The sequence below is a fragment of the Enterobacter cloacae complex sp. P12RS genome (assembly GCF_014895875.1).
Classification (GTDB): Bacteria; Pseudomonadota; Gammaproteobacteria; order Enterobacterales; family Enterobacteriaceae; genus Enterobacter; species Enterobacter bugandensis.
In genome coordinates, this window is record NZ_JADBQO010000012.1 from 18,285 (window position 1) to 33,521 (window position 15,237).

A 15,237-nucleotide genomic window follows, 5' to 3' on the forward strand; every position below is an offset into this window, starting at 1 on the left:
AAAACCCAACATCAGGACACCTGAGCAATGGCAAAGAAAGTTTCTAAATGGTTTCGTATCGGCGTCGAGGGTGACACCTGCGATGGCCGTGTCATCAGCGGCGATGATATTCAGGATATGGCCGACACGTTCGACCCGCGCGTCTACGGTTGCCGCATTAACCTCGAACATATCCGGGGGCTGATGCCTGACAGTCCGTTTAAACGTTATGGCGATGTCATCGAGCTTAAGGCTGAGATTATCAGCGATGGCTCTGCGCTCGATGGCAAAAAAGCGCTGTTTGGCAAAATCCAGCCGCTCGACGAACTGGTCAGCATGGTTAAGGCCGGGCAGAAGGTTTACACCTCGATGGAGATCCGCCCGAACTTTGCCAATAGCGGCAAGTGTTACCTGGTTGGTCTAGCCGTCACCGATGACCCGGCAAGCCTCGGCACCGAATACCTCGAATTCTGCAGCCGTGCCGCGCAGAACCCGCTCGCCGGAAAAAAAGACCAGCCGGACGACGTTTTCTCTGTGGCCTCACTGGCTGTGCTGGAATTTGAAGACGTCCCCGACACCATGCTCAACAGCCTGACCGATAAGGTTAAAGCCATTTTCAGTCGCAAACAGGCCAGCGATGACGCCCGTTTCGCTGATATCCATGAGGCTGTGACCACCGTCACCGAACTGGTGCAAACCAATTTCAGCGCAACCGACCAGCGCGTCACCGAACTGGAGACCGCTTTCGCGCTGCTTAAGCAGGACGTGACCAGCAAGGCGGAAGAAAGCGCGCAGGCGTTTAACGACCTCAAAAGCTCCCTCGACAGCACCGAAAGCCAGCGCCAGCCGCGCCGCGAGCTTTCAAAAGGCGGCACGGGCGACGAGCTGCTGACCAACTGCTGATAACGCGCCGGGCGCGCTGCCCGGTCTGAACCCTTTTACCCGAACAGGAAAAACCATGCGTAAAGATACCCGCTTCAAATTTAATGCCTACCTGACCCGCGTCGCGGAGCTGAACGGTATTTCCACCGATGACGTGGCGAAGAAATTCACCGTCGAGCCGTCGGTCACGCAAACCCTGATGACCACCCTGCAGATGTCATCCGCGTTTCTGACCAAAATCAACATCGTGCCGGTCGACGAGCTGAAAGGCGAAAAAGTTGGCGTCGGCGTTAACGGTACAATTGCGAGCACCGCCGACACCGCCGGTGATGATGAGCGTAAGACCGCTGATTTCACCGCGCTGGAATCCAATAAATACGAGTGCGACCAGATTAACTTTGACTTCCATATCCGCTACAAACAGCTCGACCTGTGGGCGCGATTCCAGGACTTCCAGACCCGTATCCGTGACGCCATCATCAAACGTCAGTCGCTGGATTTCATCATGGCCGGTTTTAACGGCATCGAGCGCGCGGCGACGTCCGACCGCAAAAAGAATCCGATGCTGCAGGATGTGGCCGTGGGATGGCTGCAGAAGTACCGCAATGAAGCGTCAGCGCGCGTGATGTCCAAAATCACCGACGAAGAAGGTGCGGTCATTTCAGACGTGATCCGCGTGGGGAAAAACGGCGACTATGCGAACCTCGACGCGCTGGTCATGGATGCCACCGGCAACCTGATTGACGAGATTTATCAGGATGACCCGGAACTGGTTGTTATTACCGGCCGTAAGCTGATGGCGGATAAATATTTCCCGATCGTCAACAAAGAGCAGGCAAACACCGAGTCGCTGGCCGCTGACATCATCATCAGCCAGAAGCGAATCGGCAACCTGCCAGCCGTGCGCGTGCCTTACTTCCCGGCAGATGCGCTGATGGTGACGCGTCTCGACAACCTGTCTATCTACTTCATGGATGACGCGCACCGTCGCAGCATCATCGAAAACCCGAAGAAAGACCGCATCGAAAACTACGAGTCAATGAATGTTGACTATGTAGTCGAGGCTTACGCTGCCGGTTGCCTGATTGAAAACATCAAGCTCGGTGACTTCACCGCACCTGCTGCACCGGAAAGCGGAGAGTAAGCCATGACGAGTCCCGCAGCGCGTCACATGATGCGGGTCTCGGCCTCTGAAACAGCGCGGCGGGCTGCAGTCCCGCTGCGCAATGCAACTGCCTATGAGCAGATGCTGGTTAAGCTGGCCGCAGACAACCGCACGCTGAAACAAATCCGATCCAATGAGCGCAAGGCAGACAAAAAGCGCGAGCTGCTGCCGTTCTATCTGCCGTGGGTCGCTGGCGTCCTCGCAAACGGCAAGGGCGCGCAGGATGACATCGTTATGACGGTCATGCTCTGGCGTCTCGATGCTGACGACATCGCCGGGGCGCTGGAAATTGCCCGTTATGCCATGACCTACGGCCTGACTATGCCGACCGGGCGACGCCCGACGCCTTACCTGCTGGCCGAAGAGGTGGCACTGGCCGCGCAACGCCTGCGCGGTGCGAAACAGCCTGTCGAACTGGCGAACCTGATCGACACCCTCGCGCTGACTGAGCGCGCAGATATGCCCGACATCGTGCGCGCGAAGCTGCACAAAATCACCGGCTACGTGCTGCGTGATGCAGGACAACTGCCTGAGGCGCTGGCGCACCTGCAGCGTGCGATCCAGTTAGAGAGCTCTATCGGCGTACGAAAAGACATTGAGCAGTTGGAGCGTCAGCTCAGGCCAAAGCCTGAACCGGCAGCGAAAACGAAAACGACTAAACCGCGCACGCGCAAAGTCGCCCCTAAACCGGCGGCACGGCGCGGGCGTCCACCAAAGGCGGCAAAAGCCGCAGGTTAACCGAGCGCTCCCCGAGCCGGGCGGCACGCCGGTCAATGCGGGTATCAATTGCCCTGACTGCGACCGGCGTCCACCGCCCACCCATTACCCGAGGTTGTCATGACGACGCTGATTATTGAGCCAAAAAAAGAGCCGCAGGATGTGCCGGGCGTGGTGATACCGCCACCGGGCGTGAGCGAGCCGGTAATCAAAAACACCCCGTTTTTTCCTGACGTGGATCCGAAGCGCGTGCGTGAGGAAATGCGTTTAGAGCAGACCGTTTCCCCCGTGCGACTGCGCCGGGCGATTAAGACCGCCATCGCGGAGACTAACGCGGAGCTGAGCGACTGGCGCGAAATTCAGCTCGATGCCGGTTACGCCACGCTGGCTGACGTCCCGACGGACAAGCTCGATGGCGAAAGCGTGCGCGTTTTCCACTACTTCAACGCCGTGTGTTCGATGACGACGGCCACGCTTTATGAGCGTTTTCGCGGCGTGGATGCGACCGCCAAAGGTGACAAAAAGGCCGACAGCATCGACAGCACTATCGATGAAATGTGGCGGGACATGCGCTGGTCTGTGGCGCGCATCCAGGACAAAGCGCGCTGCATTGTGGGGCAAATCTGATGAAAGCGTATGCGCTGCAGGGCGACACTCTCGACGCGATTTGCGCCCGGTTTTACGGGCGCACTGAGGGCGTGGTCGAAACCGTCTTAGAGGCAAATCCCGGCCTGTCCGAGCTCGGCGCGATCCTGCCGCACGGCACGGCTGTAGAGCTGCCTGAGACCGAGAGCGCGGCCAGAACCGAAACGGTGAATCTATGGGACTGAGTATGGAAAAAATCACCACGTTTATCGCCTACTGGCTGGCCGTGGGGCTGGCGTATGTCGGGGCAATGTCCCCCGAAAAGATGGCGCTTTACGTGGGCGGCGGATGCGCCATTTTTACCGCGCTGACGAACTACTGGTTTAAGCGCAAGACGTACCTCTATCTGACATCGCTCGGATTCGATAAAGGGGCTATTCGTGAAATCAATCGTTAAAAAATGCAGTGTGGCCGCCGTGCTGGCGCTGGCAGCACTGATGCCTGACTTTCGTCTGCTTAACACCTCGCCGGAGGGGCTGGCGCTGATTGCCGACCTCGAAGGTTGTCGCCTGACGCCTTACCAGTGCAGCGCGGGAGTGTGGACGTCGGGCATCGGCCACACTGCAGGCGTCGTGCCGAAGGGAGAAATCACCGAACGTCAGGCGGCGGCGAACCTCGTCGCGGATGTGCTGAACGTCGAGAAACGTCTGGCCGTGTGCGCGCCGGTGAAAATGCCGCAGCAGGTTTACGATGCGCTGGTCAGCTTCTCTTTCAACGTTGGAACCGGCGCGGCCTGCCGGTCGACGCTGGTCTCGTTTATTAAGCGCCAGCAATGGCCGCAGGCGTGCGACCAGCTCACCCGCTGGGTGTATGTGAATGGCGAAGTTAACAAGGGGCTGGAGAACCGCCGCGCGCGCGAGCGTGCTTACTGCCTCAGGGGGATTCAATGAAAGTGATGTTGTTTTTACTGGCCGCGCTGATGGCGGTTGTGCTCTGGCAGCGTCATGAAAACGGAAACCTGACGCGCTCGTTTGAACGGGCAAACAGGGTCGCCACCGAACAAAAAACCGCGATCGGAATGCTGAAAAATCAGCTTTCCGTTTCGCAGGGAATTGCCAGGCGAAATGAAACCGCGCAGGTCAGTTTACGCGGCGAACTGCTGGCCGCCGGTGCGATGGCCGTGCGGCGTGAACAAACCATTACGAGGCTGATAAATGAGAATGAAACGTTACGCCGCTGGTACAGCGCTGAGCTGCCTGATGTTGTGCGTCGGCTGCACACCCGCGCCGCCTGCGCCTCCGCCGGTCATTGTTTACAGCGCCTGCCCGAAGGTGAGCTATTGCCCGATGCCGGAAAGCGACCCGGCCACTAATGGCGACCTGAGCGCCGATATTCGCAGGCTTGAGCACGCGCTCGCCGCCTGCGCGCTGCAGGTTGAAACCGTCAAAGACTGTCAGGATAAACTCGATGAAGAAAGCACGCAGCCTGCGCGAAGCGCTGATTAAAGCCGTTCCGCAGCTTGAAACAAACCCCGAAATGATGCGCATCTTTGCCGACGAGGGGAATATCGATGCGCGGCTCGCGGCCTCGCTGTCGCACGAGAAAATTTATACCCTGAATGTGATCGTGTGTGACTTTGTGGGCGACCCTGACCTGATTTTCGTGCCGGTGGCCGCATGGCTCAGGGAAAACCAGCCGGATATCTGCACGCTCGATGACGGCCGCAAAAAGGGCTACCGTTTCCAGATGGATTTGAATGACGGGGACAGCGTCGATATCAGTATCAGCCTGCAGCTCACCGAGCGCACCATTATCAGGGAGGAAAACGGCGCGCTGCACGTGAGCTATGCCCCTGAGCCGCCGCTGCCGGAGCCCGTCACCCGGCCAAAAAAGCTCTATATCAATGGCGAACTGGTGAGTAAATGGGATGAATGACTTTAAGCCCTTTGACGACCGGCTTAATGGTCTGATTGCTGCCCTGTCACCGGCTGCGCGCCGGAAGCTGGCCGGAGAGATAGCAAAGGAGCTGCGCAAGTCGCAACAGCAACGCATCAAACAGCAAAAAGCCCCGGACGGCTCACCCTATCAGGCGCGAAAACGTCAGCCGCTCAGGGCTAAGACCGGGCGGATTAAACGGGCGATGTTCCAGAAGCTACGCACAAGCCGGTACATGAAAGCCACTGGCAGTGAAAGCAGTGCAGTGGTGGAGTTTACCGGCAAAGTGCAGCGCATCGCACAAATTCATCAGTACGGGCTCAAAGACCGGCCTAATGTACATTCTAAGGACGTGCAGTACGCAGAACGCCAGTTACTTGGTATTACTGTTCTTGACCAAAAATTGATTGAAAAAATAATTCTAAAAGGAATAATCTGATACTACATTGGTAATGTGTATTTTTTTATATTGTGATTGAAAATAATGGCTTTGATATTTTTAGAGAGTATCTTTTTTGCTTAGTTTTAGTCAGTGTGAAGTTTTAAAGTTCGCATGAGGGGGGGGTAGGTTGAATAAATTAATGTCGGCTAATTTAGAACGCATGAAAAAGGCGATAACCGAATGGGCGATAAAAGATAGTCTATTGCATGATGCAACGTTTTACTCCCAAGCGGAATGGCTTTCACGTGGAGAGGATATGCATGATGATGCTCTATTAGTTTTAACGATTGATTCTAGTGGGTTATATCACTTGCTTAATTATGGATGTGATACTGAGGAGTTTGAGGATCTTGTTGAATCGTTCGGTTTTTATTATGAAATGGGCTATGCTTGGAGTCTGGGATTTTATCCTTTAGAAGGGTATGATTATTCGAGGTTGTCAGGTAGCTATACTCAGAAGTTAAAAGATATTCGATGGAAGAATAAGTCAACTGTAGTAAGGCGCAGAGCTCAGGAACGTTGCCAAGACTGCGGTGTGAAAAGCGTTTTGGAAGCACACCATTGCTATTATACAAATATGCGTGAAGGCTTTGAGCCGTGGGAATATCCGTTGAGTGCATTTAGAGCGCTATGTAGATCCTGTCATGAGAAAAGACCTGTGCCTGAAATAAGAATTAGAGCTTTTCTAGCTCAATTAACACAACAACAATTGACGGAGTTGATTGATGGTCTTGATAACGCATTTAATCGTTTTGAAACGGATTCATTCTTAGCCTTTTTACAAAAGGTCTCTTTCCATGACCATTTGCTCGATTCTGCAATCAAGCTATTGAAAAAAAATACTGATATATATGACTAGTGTACTTATGCGTTTAAGACTTGTTCTCAGCCTTAAACGCATTTTATTAATTGGCTAGGAAGTCGTATAGGCAGAGTAATTGACGATACCCAGTGTTAACATTATGTGAATTTGCAAGTAAATAATTCTTTAGTTGTTCAATGTCTATATTGTCGTCAAAAATACAGCATGTGATAGTTCCTGCGACTTTCCATGCGGGTGTTTGGCTTATGATTTCGTCGATTGATTTAAAGTCAGAGCGGCAAACAGCGCGAGATCTTTCAATCTGGCTGACAATTTTATCAAGTTGTCTATCTTTGGCTGCTGGAATGTTTTCTAACTCAGGGCAAATGGAGCTAAATGCATAAAATGGGAAGTGCTCGTGGTTACCTATTGTTTGCTTATTAAGTAGGGAGATAAGTTGAGAATTGGCTTCTTCTACTATCTTGAAATAATTTTGCAGCATTTCAGATTTCGTTTGATATACATATTGGACTGTCCTTTCAGAGCCAACAGCGATAACCATTTCCTCGTTTCTTAACTCGTCAAGGTTTTCGGTGATTTTTACTTTAATCTCTCCACCACTTTTTATCGTATTCCAAACTTTTTGTACTTTTCTGATGTCCATTGCAGATACAGGTAGAACTAAGTTTGATATTGCTTCATACACAGCTTTGTAGTTATCTGTTTTTATTTTGTTGATTCTAATAATAGATAATCCTTCAATATTAATATCGTGCTCGGATATTGTCGTGGAGAGATTATTTTCGTCATACTCAACCAAGAGGAAATTATCTTTTATGCGTTTGGCAAGATCAGTATTGAGATCAACATAAGAGAAAATAGTTTGCAAAAGGTATTTAATGTTTTTGTCACTTATGCTATATCCGATGAATATTATTGGGTTGTGTATGAAAATTGAGAGTAATTGAGCTCTTATTAACTCGTATTTATTGTCAAAGTTTTTGTAGTCGTCAAGGGTGATGATTATATTGTTGGGATCGCTAACACATCCATGAATTTTGTAGACTGAACCATAAGGATTGCTTAGTAAGATGTTATTGCCAATTAAAGGGATGAAGTCGAAAATGTTCTCAATGAGTTGGTCATAATTTGTTGTGATTACGGAGCCAATGTTTTTTCTTGTTTTAATAAGAGCGTTAACTTCCTCTTTCATATGCTCTTTGATTTTAAGCTCTTTTAATATTGATGTTAGATAGATTTTAAATCGGCTAAGCTTTTTACCCTGCTTCATGTTTTCATAGAAAATATCATTAATGGTCTCAAATTTACCATTGCGATCTGAAGCCAGTGTTTGATTGAAAATATCCTCAAGTTTAGTGGCTAAGATGTCATATCGATATTCATCGCCTTCTAGGCTGTCAGCTTTCAGGTCGTAGTAAAATTCGGGGTTTCCAGTTAAGTCTACCGCGGCCTTCATTAATAAATCATCCCAACTATAAGAGTTTTCTAGGTAGCGGAGACTAAAACCTGTTCCGATAAACAGGACGGGATGGTTTTTATATTGACTTACGAAATCCTTAATTTCCATGTTAACCCTCAATATGAATTACTTATAACCCAATGTAATCAAATATCAGTCAGAATTACCAATAATCTATTCAAAAATTGATAGGTATTGATTGGTGTGTCTCATAGTGAAGAGTGATTTTAACCCTAAAAAGTTAAGGTGTTGCAAGTTTTCTTTGAACTATTCAATTCAATACTCGGGATTGATGACGGTTGTCACAACGCCCACAAAACACCGTTACATTGCCGCTGGCCTCCCCCGGCGGCATCCTTTCCCCATGAATAATCTAAATTCTCTGCAGGAAATCGCACGCGCGATCCGCAACCTTATCCGCACCGGCATCGTGACCGACGTCGACCACGACGAGGGGCTTTGTCGTGTCCAGACCGGCGGCATGGAAACCACCTGGCTGAACTGGCTAACCTGCCGCGCCGGTCGTTCGCGCGTATGGTGGGCTCCGTCCGTTGGCGAGCAGGTGCTTTTGCTTGCTGTCGGCGGCGAGCTCGATACGGCGTTTGTGCTGCCCGGCATTTTCTCTGATGACAATCCTGCGCCGTCTGCATCCCCTGATGCGCTTCACGTGTCCTTTCCTGACGGGGCGGTTATCGAGTATGAACCCGAAAACGGTGCGCTCACCGTGTCTGGCATCAAAACCGCCGACGTCACCGCGTCGGACTCCATTAAGGCCACCGTGCCGGTTGTGCTGGTGAAAGCGTCGAGCCGTATCACGCTCGATACGCCGGAGGTGGTTTGCACCAACAAGCTGACGACCGGCACGCTCGAAGTGCAGAAAGGCGGCACCATGCGCGGGAACATCGAGCACACCGGCGGGACACTGAAATCAAACGGCGTGCAGGTGGATAACCACGACCACGGCGGCGTCGAACGGGGCGGAAGCTGGACGGAGGGCATCAAATGACGGTGCGTTATCTGGGAATGAACAGCCAGACCGGTCTCAGTATCTCTGAGGTTGAGCATATCCGGCAAAGCGTGCGCGACATTCTGGTCACGCCGGTTGGCTCACGCGTCATGCGCCGTGAATACGGCTCGCTCCTGTCGCAGATGATTGACCAGCCGCAGACCCCGGCGCTGCGCCTGCAGATTATGGCCGCGTGCTATTCCGCGATCCAGAAGTGGGAGCCGCGCGTAAATCTCTCGACCATCACCTTTGAACTGTCGGAGACCGACGGCGGGCTGTATGTCGATATCACCGGCACCCGCTCCACCGGCGGCCAGCCTTTTTCACTCACCATTCCACTGAGTTAAACGCTATGGCAATTGTTGACCTGAGCCAGCTCGCCGCGCCTGACGTCGTGGAAGAACTGGACTATGAAACTATCCTGAGCGAGCGAAAGGCGACGCTCGTCTCGCTTTATCCCGAGGAACAACAGGAGGCAGTCGCACGCACGCTGACGCTCGAATCAGAGCCGATTGTGAAGCTGCTGCAGGAAAACGCCTATCGGGAAGTTATCTGGCGACAGCGCGTCAATGAGGCCGCGCGTGCCGTCATGCTGGCCTACGCCACCGGCGCTGACCTCGACCAGATAGGCGGAAATTCCAGCGTTGAGCGTCTCGTCATTACCCCTGCAGACGACACGACGTTACCGCCGACGCCTGCTGTGATGGAATCGGACTCCGACTACCGTCTGCGTATACAGCAAGCCCCGGAGGGGCTGAGTACCGCAGGCTCAACCGGCGCATATGAGTTTCATGGCCGCAGCGCTGACGGACGGGTCGCTGATATCTCGGTCATCAGTCCTGAGCCTGCGTGTGTGACCGTCTCGGTTCTGTCCCGTGAGAATAACGGCGTGGCGTCTGATGAACTGCTCGCCATCGTGCGTAACGCACTTAACGGTGAGGACGTCAGGCCGGTCGCTGACCGCGTGACCGTGCAGTCGGCGAATATTGTCGACTATAAAATCACAGCATCGCTTTACCTTTACCCGGGTCCAGAAAGCGAGCCGGTGCTCAGTGCAGCTAAAGCAAAGCTGAAGGCGTATATCACCGCGCAGCACCGGCTCGGGCGTGACATCCGTAAATCTGCAATTTATGCCGCGCTCCACGTCGAGGGGGTGCAGCGCGTCGAGCTGGCCGCGCCGGTGGCTGACATTGTGCTCGATAAAACTCAGGCGTCATGGTGCAGCGAGTCTAGCGTGACTATCGGGGGCAACGATGAATGATTCCCGCCTGCTGCCGGTGGGCTCGTCACCGCTTGAGGTGGCGGCGGCGCGCGCCTGCGCTGAGATTGAGAATACCCCCGTTCCGCTACGTCGACTCTGGAGTCCTGACGACTGCCCGGCAAATCTGCTGCCGTGGCTGGCGTGGGCGTTTTCCGTTGACCGCTGGGATGAGAACTGGCCGGAGGCCACAAAGCGCGATGTGATCCGCGCGGCGTGGTTTATCCATGCGCACAAAGGAACGATTGGGGCGGTTCGCCGCGTGGTCGAGCCGCTCGGCTATCTGATTAACGTGTCGGAGTGGTGGGAAACGAACGACCCGCCCGGCACGTTTCGCCTCGATATCGGTGTGTTAGAGACCGGCATCACCGAGGAAATGTATTACGAGATGGAGCGGCTCATTGCGGACGCAAAGCCAGCCAGCCGCCATCTTATCGGCCTCAACATTATTCAGGATGTGCCGGGCTATCTCTACACCGGCGCGCTGACGTATGACGGCGACATCATCACGGTTTACCCGGATAAGTGAGAACACCATGACGGTAAAATATAAAACGGTCATCACCAAAGCCGGTGCGATTAAGCTTGCTGCCGCGACCGTCCCGAACGGGAAAAAAGTGAATTTTACGGCGATGGCCATCGGTGACGGTGGCGGCACATTGCCGGTGCCTGATGCCAGCCAGACAAAGCTCGTCAATGAAGTCTGGCGCCATACGCTGAACAAAATCAGCCAGGACAACAAGAATCAAAACTATGTGATCGCCGAGCTGCTCATCCCGCCAGAAACCGGCGGTTTCTGGATGCGCGAAATGGGGCTTTATGACGACACCGGCACGCTGATTGCCGTCGGCAACATGGCGGAAAGCTACAAGCCGGAGCTGGCGGAGGGGTCAGGCCGCGCGCAGACCGTGCGTATGGTCATCATGGTGAGCGACATCGAGTCAGTCGAGCTGACGATTGACACCTCAACGGTGATGGCAACGCAGGACTACGTCGACGACAGGCTCGCAGAGCATGAGCAGTCCCGCCGCCATCCTGACGCCACGCTTAAGGAAAAAGGGTTTACTCAGCTAAGCAGTGCGACCGACAGCACGTCTGAGACGCTCGCAGCAACGCCGAAAGCAGTCAAGGCGGCGTATGACCTTGCCAACGGTAAATACACGGCTCAGGACGCGACCACGGCGCAAAAGGGTATCGTTCAGCTCAGTAGCGCCACCGACAGCGCGTCTGAGAGCGTCGCCGCGACGCCAAAAGCGGTTAAGGCGGCGTATGACCTTGCTAAAGGGAAATATACTGCTCAGGACGCGACCACGGCGCAGAAGGGTATCGTCCAGCTCAGCAGCGCAACCGACAGCACGTCTGAGACGCTGGCGGCCACACCAAAAGCTGTGAAGACTGTCAACGATGAAGTTAAAACTCTTAAAGACAGCCTCGGGGAAGCAGCGCACAGAAACGTTGCTGATAATGCATCTGGAGAGTTAATTCCTGTAGGATATAAAGGTAATTTTAAATCTGAATGTAACCATGTGGCTATAGACTTTGCGACATATCCTTTCGTTGTTGGAGAGTCATTATTCGTTGATTCCCGTGGCTGTAAGAATAACCCGACTTTTTTGACGCAGGATTTTTATTATATAAATGTTGTGTGTGCCACTAGCCCAGCTCAGGGAGGGAGAGTTAACAGGCCGTTAATCCAATTCGTAAGTTATACAAATTCAACAATGATTTTTGCCATTCGGGAAGATGATGGTACAACCATAGGCTGGCGTTATTTCCGTGCAGTGCAATTTGATGCCGACAACCAGAATGTTACCTTTCCTGTTGATGTAAGAGCGCGTAACGGTGCAATTGAATTAAGTCAAAATGCAATAATCATTCGGGGCTCTGGCAATAAACACCTTTGGTTTTTCAATGCTTCAGGCGCTGAAATGGGGCTTGTTTACGCTTCTGACGATAAAGTACTCCACTTGCGGGCTGGTGAAGGACCGTCAGTTAATATTCAGTCGAACGGTAATGTTGTTGCCCCAAACTATCTGGAGGCAAAAGATGACATCCATTCTGGGCGCAATATCAGCAGTAAAGGTTTAATTGAGGCCGGGGCGGGAGTGTACGATACACCGGGTGTGCGGGTATACTCCCCAAACTATCTCCCAACATTCCCTGTGACCAGTGTTAATGGGATGCAGGGCGCTGTTGTGATTCCAGAACCGAACTTAGACCCCTATGTTAAAAGAGACTCAATAACATATGTTGGGCTTGCAGCTAACAATACTGCATATCCTTATATGCGGCACGCTGATTCAGATACGATTGTCTATCTGGCACCGAGTGATTGGGTGAGAAGTAACTTCATTCAAGGGGTACGAAAGGGAGCTAAAGGCAGCGCCAATAGCAACCAAAACAGCGATAGATTTGCCAGAGCACCCGATGGGGCAAGTGTAGTATCAGTATTTAATGAAAGTACTTACATTGCTGTTGAGTACAGATATGACCAATATAACATTAATGGGAACTGGTATAATGTAGGGGCGCTGTGATGATATTAGGGAAATTTTCTAAATATATTCCTTCTGAGGAAAGCAAGCTTTCTGATTTAGAAATGATGAAAAAACTCACCGGGAGTAGCATCATCTTTTTAAAAGATGAGAATGATGTGGATTGGTATGATGCGCAGAAACTGTTTTCAAAAGACACACTTAAAGTTGCTTTTGATGAAGCTAATGTAATTCGCTCTTTTTCAACTGACGCATCCATGTTAAATCCTGTTGATATGTCAGTCGGAGAATGTGATATTTCAGATGTTCCGGCAGGCCTTAATATTTTTGGTGAATGGATTTTTGATGGCGGAAAAATAATAGCCGCGCCAGTGGATTATGTAGACGAAGCGCAACGCAAAAAACTGGAGCTGATGACTCAGGCAAATAACGTCATCGCCACTATGCAGGATGCGGTTGATCTAAACATGGCAACAGACGAAGAAACAGCAAATTTGCAGGAGTGGAAAAAGTACCGCGTGCTTCTGAGTAGGGTCGATGTTAAAAAACCGGTCTGGCCGTCATCGCCTGAGACTGTGATTTGAGTCAGTTAGCCGTGTTTTAAATGATTTACCGAAGCCCTCCACCCGGAGGGCTTTTGTTTGTTGTTTTATCCCTCCACCAACGCCATTTCATCGCACCCGCAGAACACACAACAGAAAATAGTCGCACCCCTTAACCACGGAGTTAAACAGATGGGCGACTATCATCACGGCGTCGAGGTCATCGAGATTAACGATGGCACGCGCACCATTTCCACCGTTTCGACGGCTATCATCGGCATGGTCTGCACGGCCAGCGATGCCGACGCAAAGACATTCCCCTTTAATGAGCCGGTGCTGATTACCAGTGTGCAAAACGCCATCGGTAAAGCCGGTAAAAAAGGTACGCTATCAAAATCCCTGCAGGCCATCGCCGACCAGTGCAAGCCGGTCATAGTGGTGGTGCGCGTTCCCGAAGGTGTCGACGACCCGGCAGACCCGGAAGCGGCGCAGAAAGAAACCATTTCGAACATCATCGGCACGACCGACGAAAACGGCAAATACACCGGGCTGAAAGCGCTGTTAACGGCGAAAACCGTCACCGGCGTTAAGCCGCGCATTCTCGGCGTGCCGGGGCTGGATTCTCAGGAGGTGGCGACCGCGCTCGCGTCAACCTGCCAGAGCCTGCGCGCGTTCGGCTACGTGAGCGCGTGGGGCTGCAAGACCATTTCCGACGCCATCAAATACCGTGAGAACTTCAGCCAGCGTGAGCTCATGGTCATTCACCCTGATTTTCTCGCATGGGACACGACGGCGAACGATACCGATATTGCATGGGCGACCGCCCGCGCGCTCGGCCTGCGTGCCAGAATTGACCAGGAGACCGGCTGGCACAAAACGCTGTCCAACGTCGGCGTGAATGGCGTCACCGGCGTCAGCGCCTCGGTCTCATGGGATTTGCAGGAGCAGGCTACCGACGCCAACCTGCTGAATCAGGCCGGGGTGACAACGCTCATCCGCAACGACGGCTTTAAGTTTTGGGGCAACCGCACCTGCTCGGACGATCCGTTATTCGTGTTTGAAAACTACACCCGCACGGCGCAGGTGCTGGCCGACACGATGGCGGAGGCGCACGCGTGGGCGATGGATAAGCCCGTTTCCGCAACGCTTATCCGCGACATCGTCGCCGGTATCAATGCCAAATTCCGCGAGCTGAAAAATAACGGCTATATCGTTGACGGGTCATGCTGGTACGACCCGGAGTCAAACACCGTGGAAACCCTGAAAGCCGGGAAGCTGTATATCGATTACGACTACACCCCCGTCCCGCCGCTGGAAAACCTGACCCTGCGCCAGCGCATCACCGATACCTATCTGGCAGACCTGTCAGACTCGGTCAACAGCTAAGGAGCTCAGAGCATGGCGTTACCACGCAAACTGAAATACCTGAACATGTTTAACGACGGTCTCAGCTACATGGGCGTCGTTGAATCCGTGACCCTGCCAAAGCTGACCCGCAAGCTTGAGAAATACCGCGGCGGCGGGATGCCGGGCTCGGTGTCGATTGACCTCGGTCTCGACGACGACGCGCTGTCGCTTGAGTGGACACTGGGCGGCCTGCCTGATGTCGCGCTGTGGGCGCAGTACGCGTCACCGGGTGCCGACAGCGTGCCGCTACGCTTCACCGGCTCTTTCCAGCGCGACGACACCGGCGCAATTTCCGCCGTTGAGGTGGTCATGCGTGGCCGTCACAAGGAGTACGACGGCGGCGAGAACAAACAGGGCGAAAGCGGCACGACCAAAATCTCGACCGAGTGCTCGTACTACCAGCTCACGATTGACGGCAAGGAGGTCATCGAGATTGACGTCGTCAACATGGTGATGAAAGTCGACGGCGTCGACCGTCTCGCTGAGCATCGTCGGGCGATTGGCCTGTAACCCTTTAACCGGTCAGCCAGGCTGGCCGGTCA

The 15,237-nt window shown here is 52.9% G+C and carries 21 protein-coding genes; 20 read left to right on the forward strand and 1 reads right to left on the reverse strand.

The window, feature by feature from the left end:
• Positions 1 to 27: 27 nt before the first annotated feature.
• The 12 genes from IM284_RS09360 (at position 28) to IM284_RS09415 (ending at position 6,564) form a co-directional block, all read left to right on the forward strand.
• Positions 28 to 882: a GPO family capsid scaffolding protein gene (locus IM284_RS09360; protein ID WP_193055784.1), complete on the forward strand. Its 855-nt coding sequence runs from the start codon at positions 28 to 30 to the stop codon at positions 880 to 882.
• Positions 883 to 937: 55 nt separating this feature from the next.
• Positions 938 to 2,005 carry a phage major capsid protein, P2 family gene (locus IM284_RS09365; RefSeq protein WP_193055785.1) on the forward strand — a complete coding sequence of 356 codons (1,068 nt, stop codon included), beginning with the start codon at positions 938 to 940 and terminating at the stop codon, positions 2,003 to 2,005.
• A 3-nt stretch (positions 2,006 to 2,008) separates the two neighbouring features.
• A complete protein-coding gene (locus IM284_RS09370) occupies positions 2,009 to 2,764 on the forward strand; it encodes a terminase endonuclease subunit (protein ID WP_193055786.1) in 756 nt (251 codons plus the stop codon).
• Between the two features lie 99 nt (positions 2,765 to 2,863).
• Positions 2,864 to 3,370, forward strand: coding sequence for a head completion/stabilization protein (locus IM284_RS09375; RefSeq protein ID WP_048957951.1), 507 nt, complete (start codon positions 2,864 to 2,866; stop codon positions 3,368 to 3,370).
• Positions 3,370 to 3,573 (forward strand): tail protein X, encoded by a 204-nt coding sequence (locus IM284_RS09380; RefSeq protein WP_048957952.1) that lies wholly within the window; start codon positions 3,370 to 3,372, stop codon positions 3,571 to 3,573. The genes IM284_RS09375 and IM284_RS09380 overlap by 1 nt, the downstream gene beginning before the upstream one ends.
• Positions 3,564 to 3,785, forward strand: a complete 222-nt coding sequence (locus tag IM284_RS09385) for a primosomal protein (RefSeq protein ID WP_117580349.1) — start codon at positions 3,564 to 3,566, stop codon at positions 3,783 to 3,785. Before IM284_RS09380 ends, IM284_RS09385 begins: the two co-directional genes overlap by 10 nt.
• Positions 3,769 to 4,278: a lysozyme gene (locus IM284_RS09390; protein WP_193055787.1), complete on the forward strand. Its 510-nt coding sequence runs from the start codon at positions 3,769 to 3,771 to the stop codon at positions 4,276 to 4,278. The genes IM284_RS09385 and IM284_RS09390 overlap by 17 nt, the downstream gene beginning before the upstream one ends.
• A complete protein-coding gene (lysB, locus tag IM284_RS09395) occupies positions 4,275 to 4,700 on the forward strand; it encodes an Rz-like lysis system protein LysB (RefSeq protein ID WP_048957954.1) in 426 nt (141 codons plus the stop codon). Before IM284_RS09390 ends, lysB begins: the two co-directional genes overlap by 4 nt.
• Positions 4,588 to 4,833 (forward strand): Rz1-like lysis system protein LysC, encoded by a 246-nt coding sequence (gene lysC / locus IM284_RS09400; protein WP_073971452.1) that lies wholly within the window; start codon positions 4,588 to 4,590, stop codon positions 4,831 to 4,833. The genes lysB and lysC overlap by 113 nt, the downstream gene beginning before the upstream one ends.
• Positions 4,796 to 5,263 (forward strand): phage tail protein, encoded by a 468-nt coding sequence (locus IM284_RS09405; protein WP_063437424.1) that lies wholly within the window; start codon positions 4,796 to 4,798, stop codon positions 5,261 to 5,263. Before lysC ends, IM284_RS09405 begins: the two co-directional genes overlap by 38 nt.
• The gene (locus IM284_RS09410) at positions 5,256 to 5,702 is read left to right on the forward strand and encodes a phage virion morphogenesis protein (RefSeq protein WP_063437425.1); all 447 of its coding nucleotides are present in this window, start codon (positions 5,256 to 5,258) and stop codon (positions 5,700 to 5,702) included. The genes IM284_RS09405 and IM284_RS09410 overlap by 8 nt, the downstream gene beginning before the upstream one ends.
• Before the next feature lie 130 nt (positions 5,703 to 5,832).
• Positions 5,833 to 6,564 carry a hypothetical protein gene (locus tag IM284_RS09415; RefSeq protein ID WP_226838646.1) on the forward strand — a complete coding sequence of 244 codons (732 nt, stop codon included), beginning with the start codon at positions 5,833 to 5,835 and terminating at the stop codon, positions 6,562 to 6,564.
• Positions 6,565 to 6,610: 46 nt separating this feature from the next.
• On the opposite strand, the gene IM284_RS09420 is transcribed toward IM284_RS09415, so the two are convergent.
• Complete coding sequence (locus tag IM284_RS09420) at positions 6,611 to 8,095, reverse strand: SIR2 family protein (RefSeq protein ID WP_063437427.1); 1,485 nt, start codon at positions 8,093 to 8,095, stop codon at positions 6,611 to 6,613.
• 256 nt (positions 8,096 to 8,351) lie between these two features.
• Here IM284_RS09420 and IM284_RS09425 point away from each other — a divergent pair, with 256 nt between their 5' ends.
• The 8 genes from IM284_RS09425 to IM284_RS09460 all read left to right on the forward strand — a co-directional run bounded on the left by IM284_RS09425 (position 8,352) and on the right by IM284_RS09460 (position 15,205).
• Positions 8,352 to 8,993 carry a phage baseplate assembly protein V gene (locus IM284_RS09425; RefSeq protein WP_063437428.1) on the forward strand — a complete coding sequence of 214 codons (642 nt, stop codon included), beginning with the start codon at positions 8,352 to 8,354 and terminating at the stop codon, positions 8,991 to 8,993.
• Positions 8,990 to 9,340 (forward strand): GPW/gp25 family protein, encoded by a 351-nt coding sequence (locus tag IM284_RS09430; RefSeq protein ID WP_193055788.1) that lies wholly within the window; start codon positions 8,990 to 8,992, stop codon positions 9,338 to 9,340. The genes IM284_RS09425 and IM284_RS09430 overlap by 4 nt, the downstream gene beginning before the upstream one ends.
• A gap of 5 nt (positions 9,341 to 9,345) precedes the next feature.
• Positions 9,346 to 10,254: a baseplate assembly protein gene (locus tag IM284_RS09435; RefSeq protein ID WP_063437429.1), complete on the forward strand. Its 909-nt coding sequence runs from the start codon at positions 9,346 to 9,348 to the stop codon at positions 10,252 to 10,254.
• Complete coding sequence (locus tag IM284_RS09440; RefSeq protein ID WP_193055789.1) at positions 10,247 to 10,780, forward strand: phage tail protein I; 534 nt, start codon at positions 10,247 to 10,249, stop codon at positions 10,778 to 10,780. Before IM284_RS09435 ends, IM284_RS09440 begins: the two co-directional genes overlap by 8 nt.
• A gap of 7 nt (positions 10,781 to 10,787) precedes the next feature.
• The gene (locus IM284_RS23350; RefSeq protein WP_226838649.1) at positions 10,788 to 12,788 is read left to right on the forward strand and encodes a phage tail protein; all 2,001 of its coding nucleotides are present in this window, start codon (positions 10,788 to 10,790) and stop codon (positions 12,786 to 12,788) included.
• Positions 12,788 to 13,330, forward strand: a complete 543-nt coding sequence (locus tag IM284_RS09450; RefSeq protein WP_226838652.1) for a tail fiber assembly protein — start codon at positions 12,788 to 12,790, stop codon at positions 13,328 to 13,330. The genes IM284_RS23350 and IM284_RS09450 overlap by 1 nt, the downstream gene beginning before the upstream one ends.
• 150 nt (positions 13,331 to 13,480) lie before the next feature.
• Positions 13,481 to 14,674 carry a phage tail sheath protein gene (locus IM284_RS09455; protein ID WP_193055790.1) on the forward strand — a complete coding sequence of 398 codons (1,194 nt, stop codon included), beginning with the start codon at positions 13,481 to 13,483 and terminating at the stop codon, positions 14,672 to 14,674.
• Positions 14,675 to 14,686: 12 nt separating this feature from the next.
• Positions 14,687 to 15,205: a phage major tail tube protein gene (locus IM284_RS09460; RefSeq protein ID WP_047749184.1), complete on the forward strand. Its 519-nt coding sequence runs from the start codon at positions 14,687 to 14,689 to the stop codon at positions 15,203 to 15,205.
• Positions 15,206 to 15,237 lie beyond the last annotated feature (32 nt).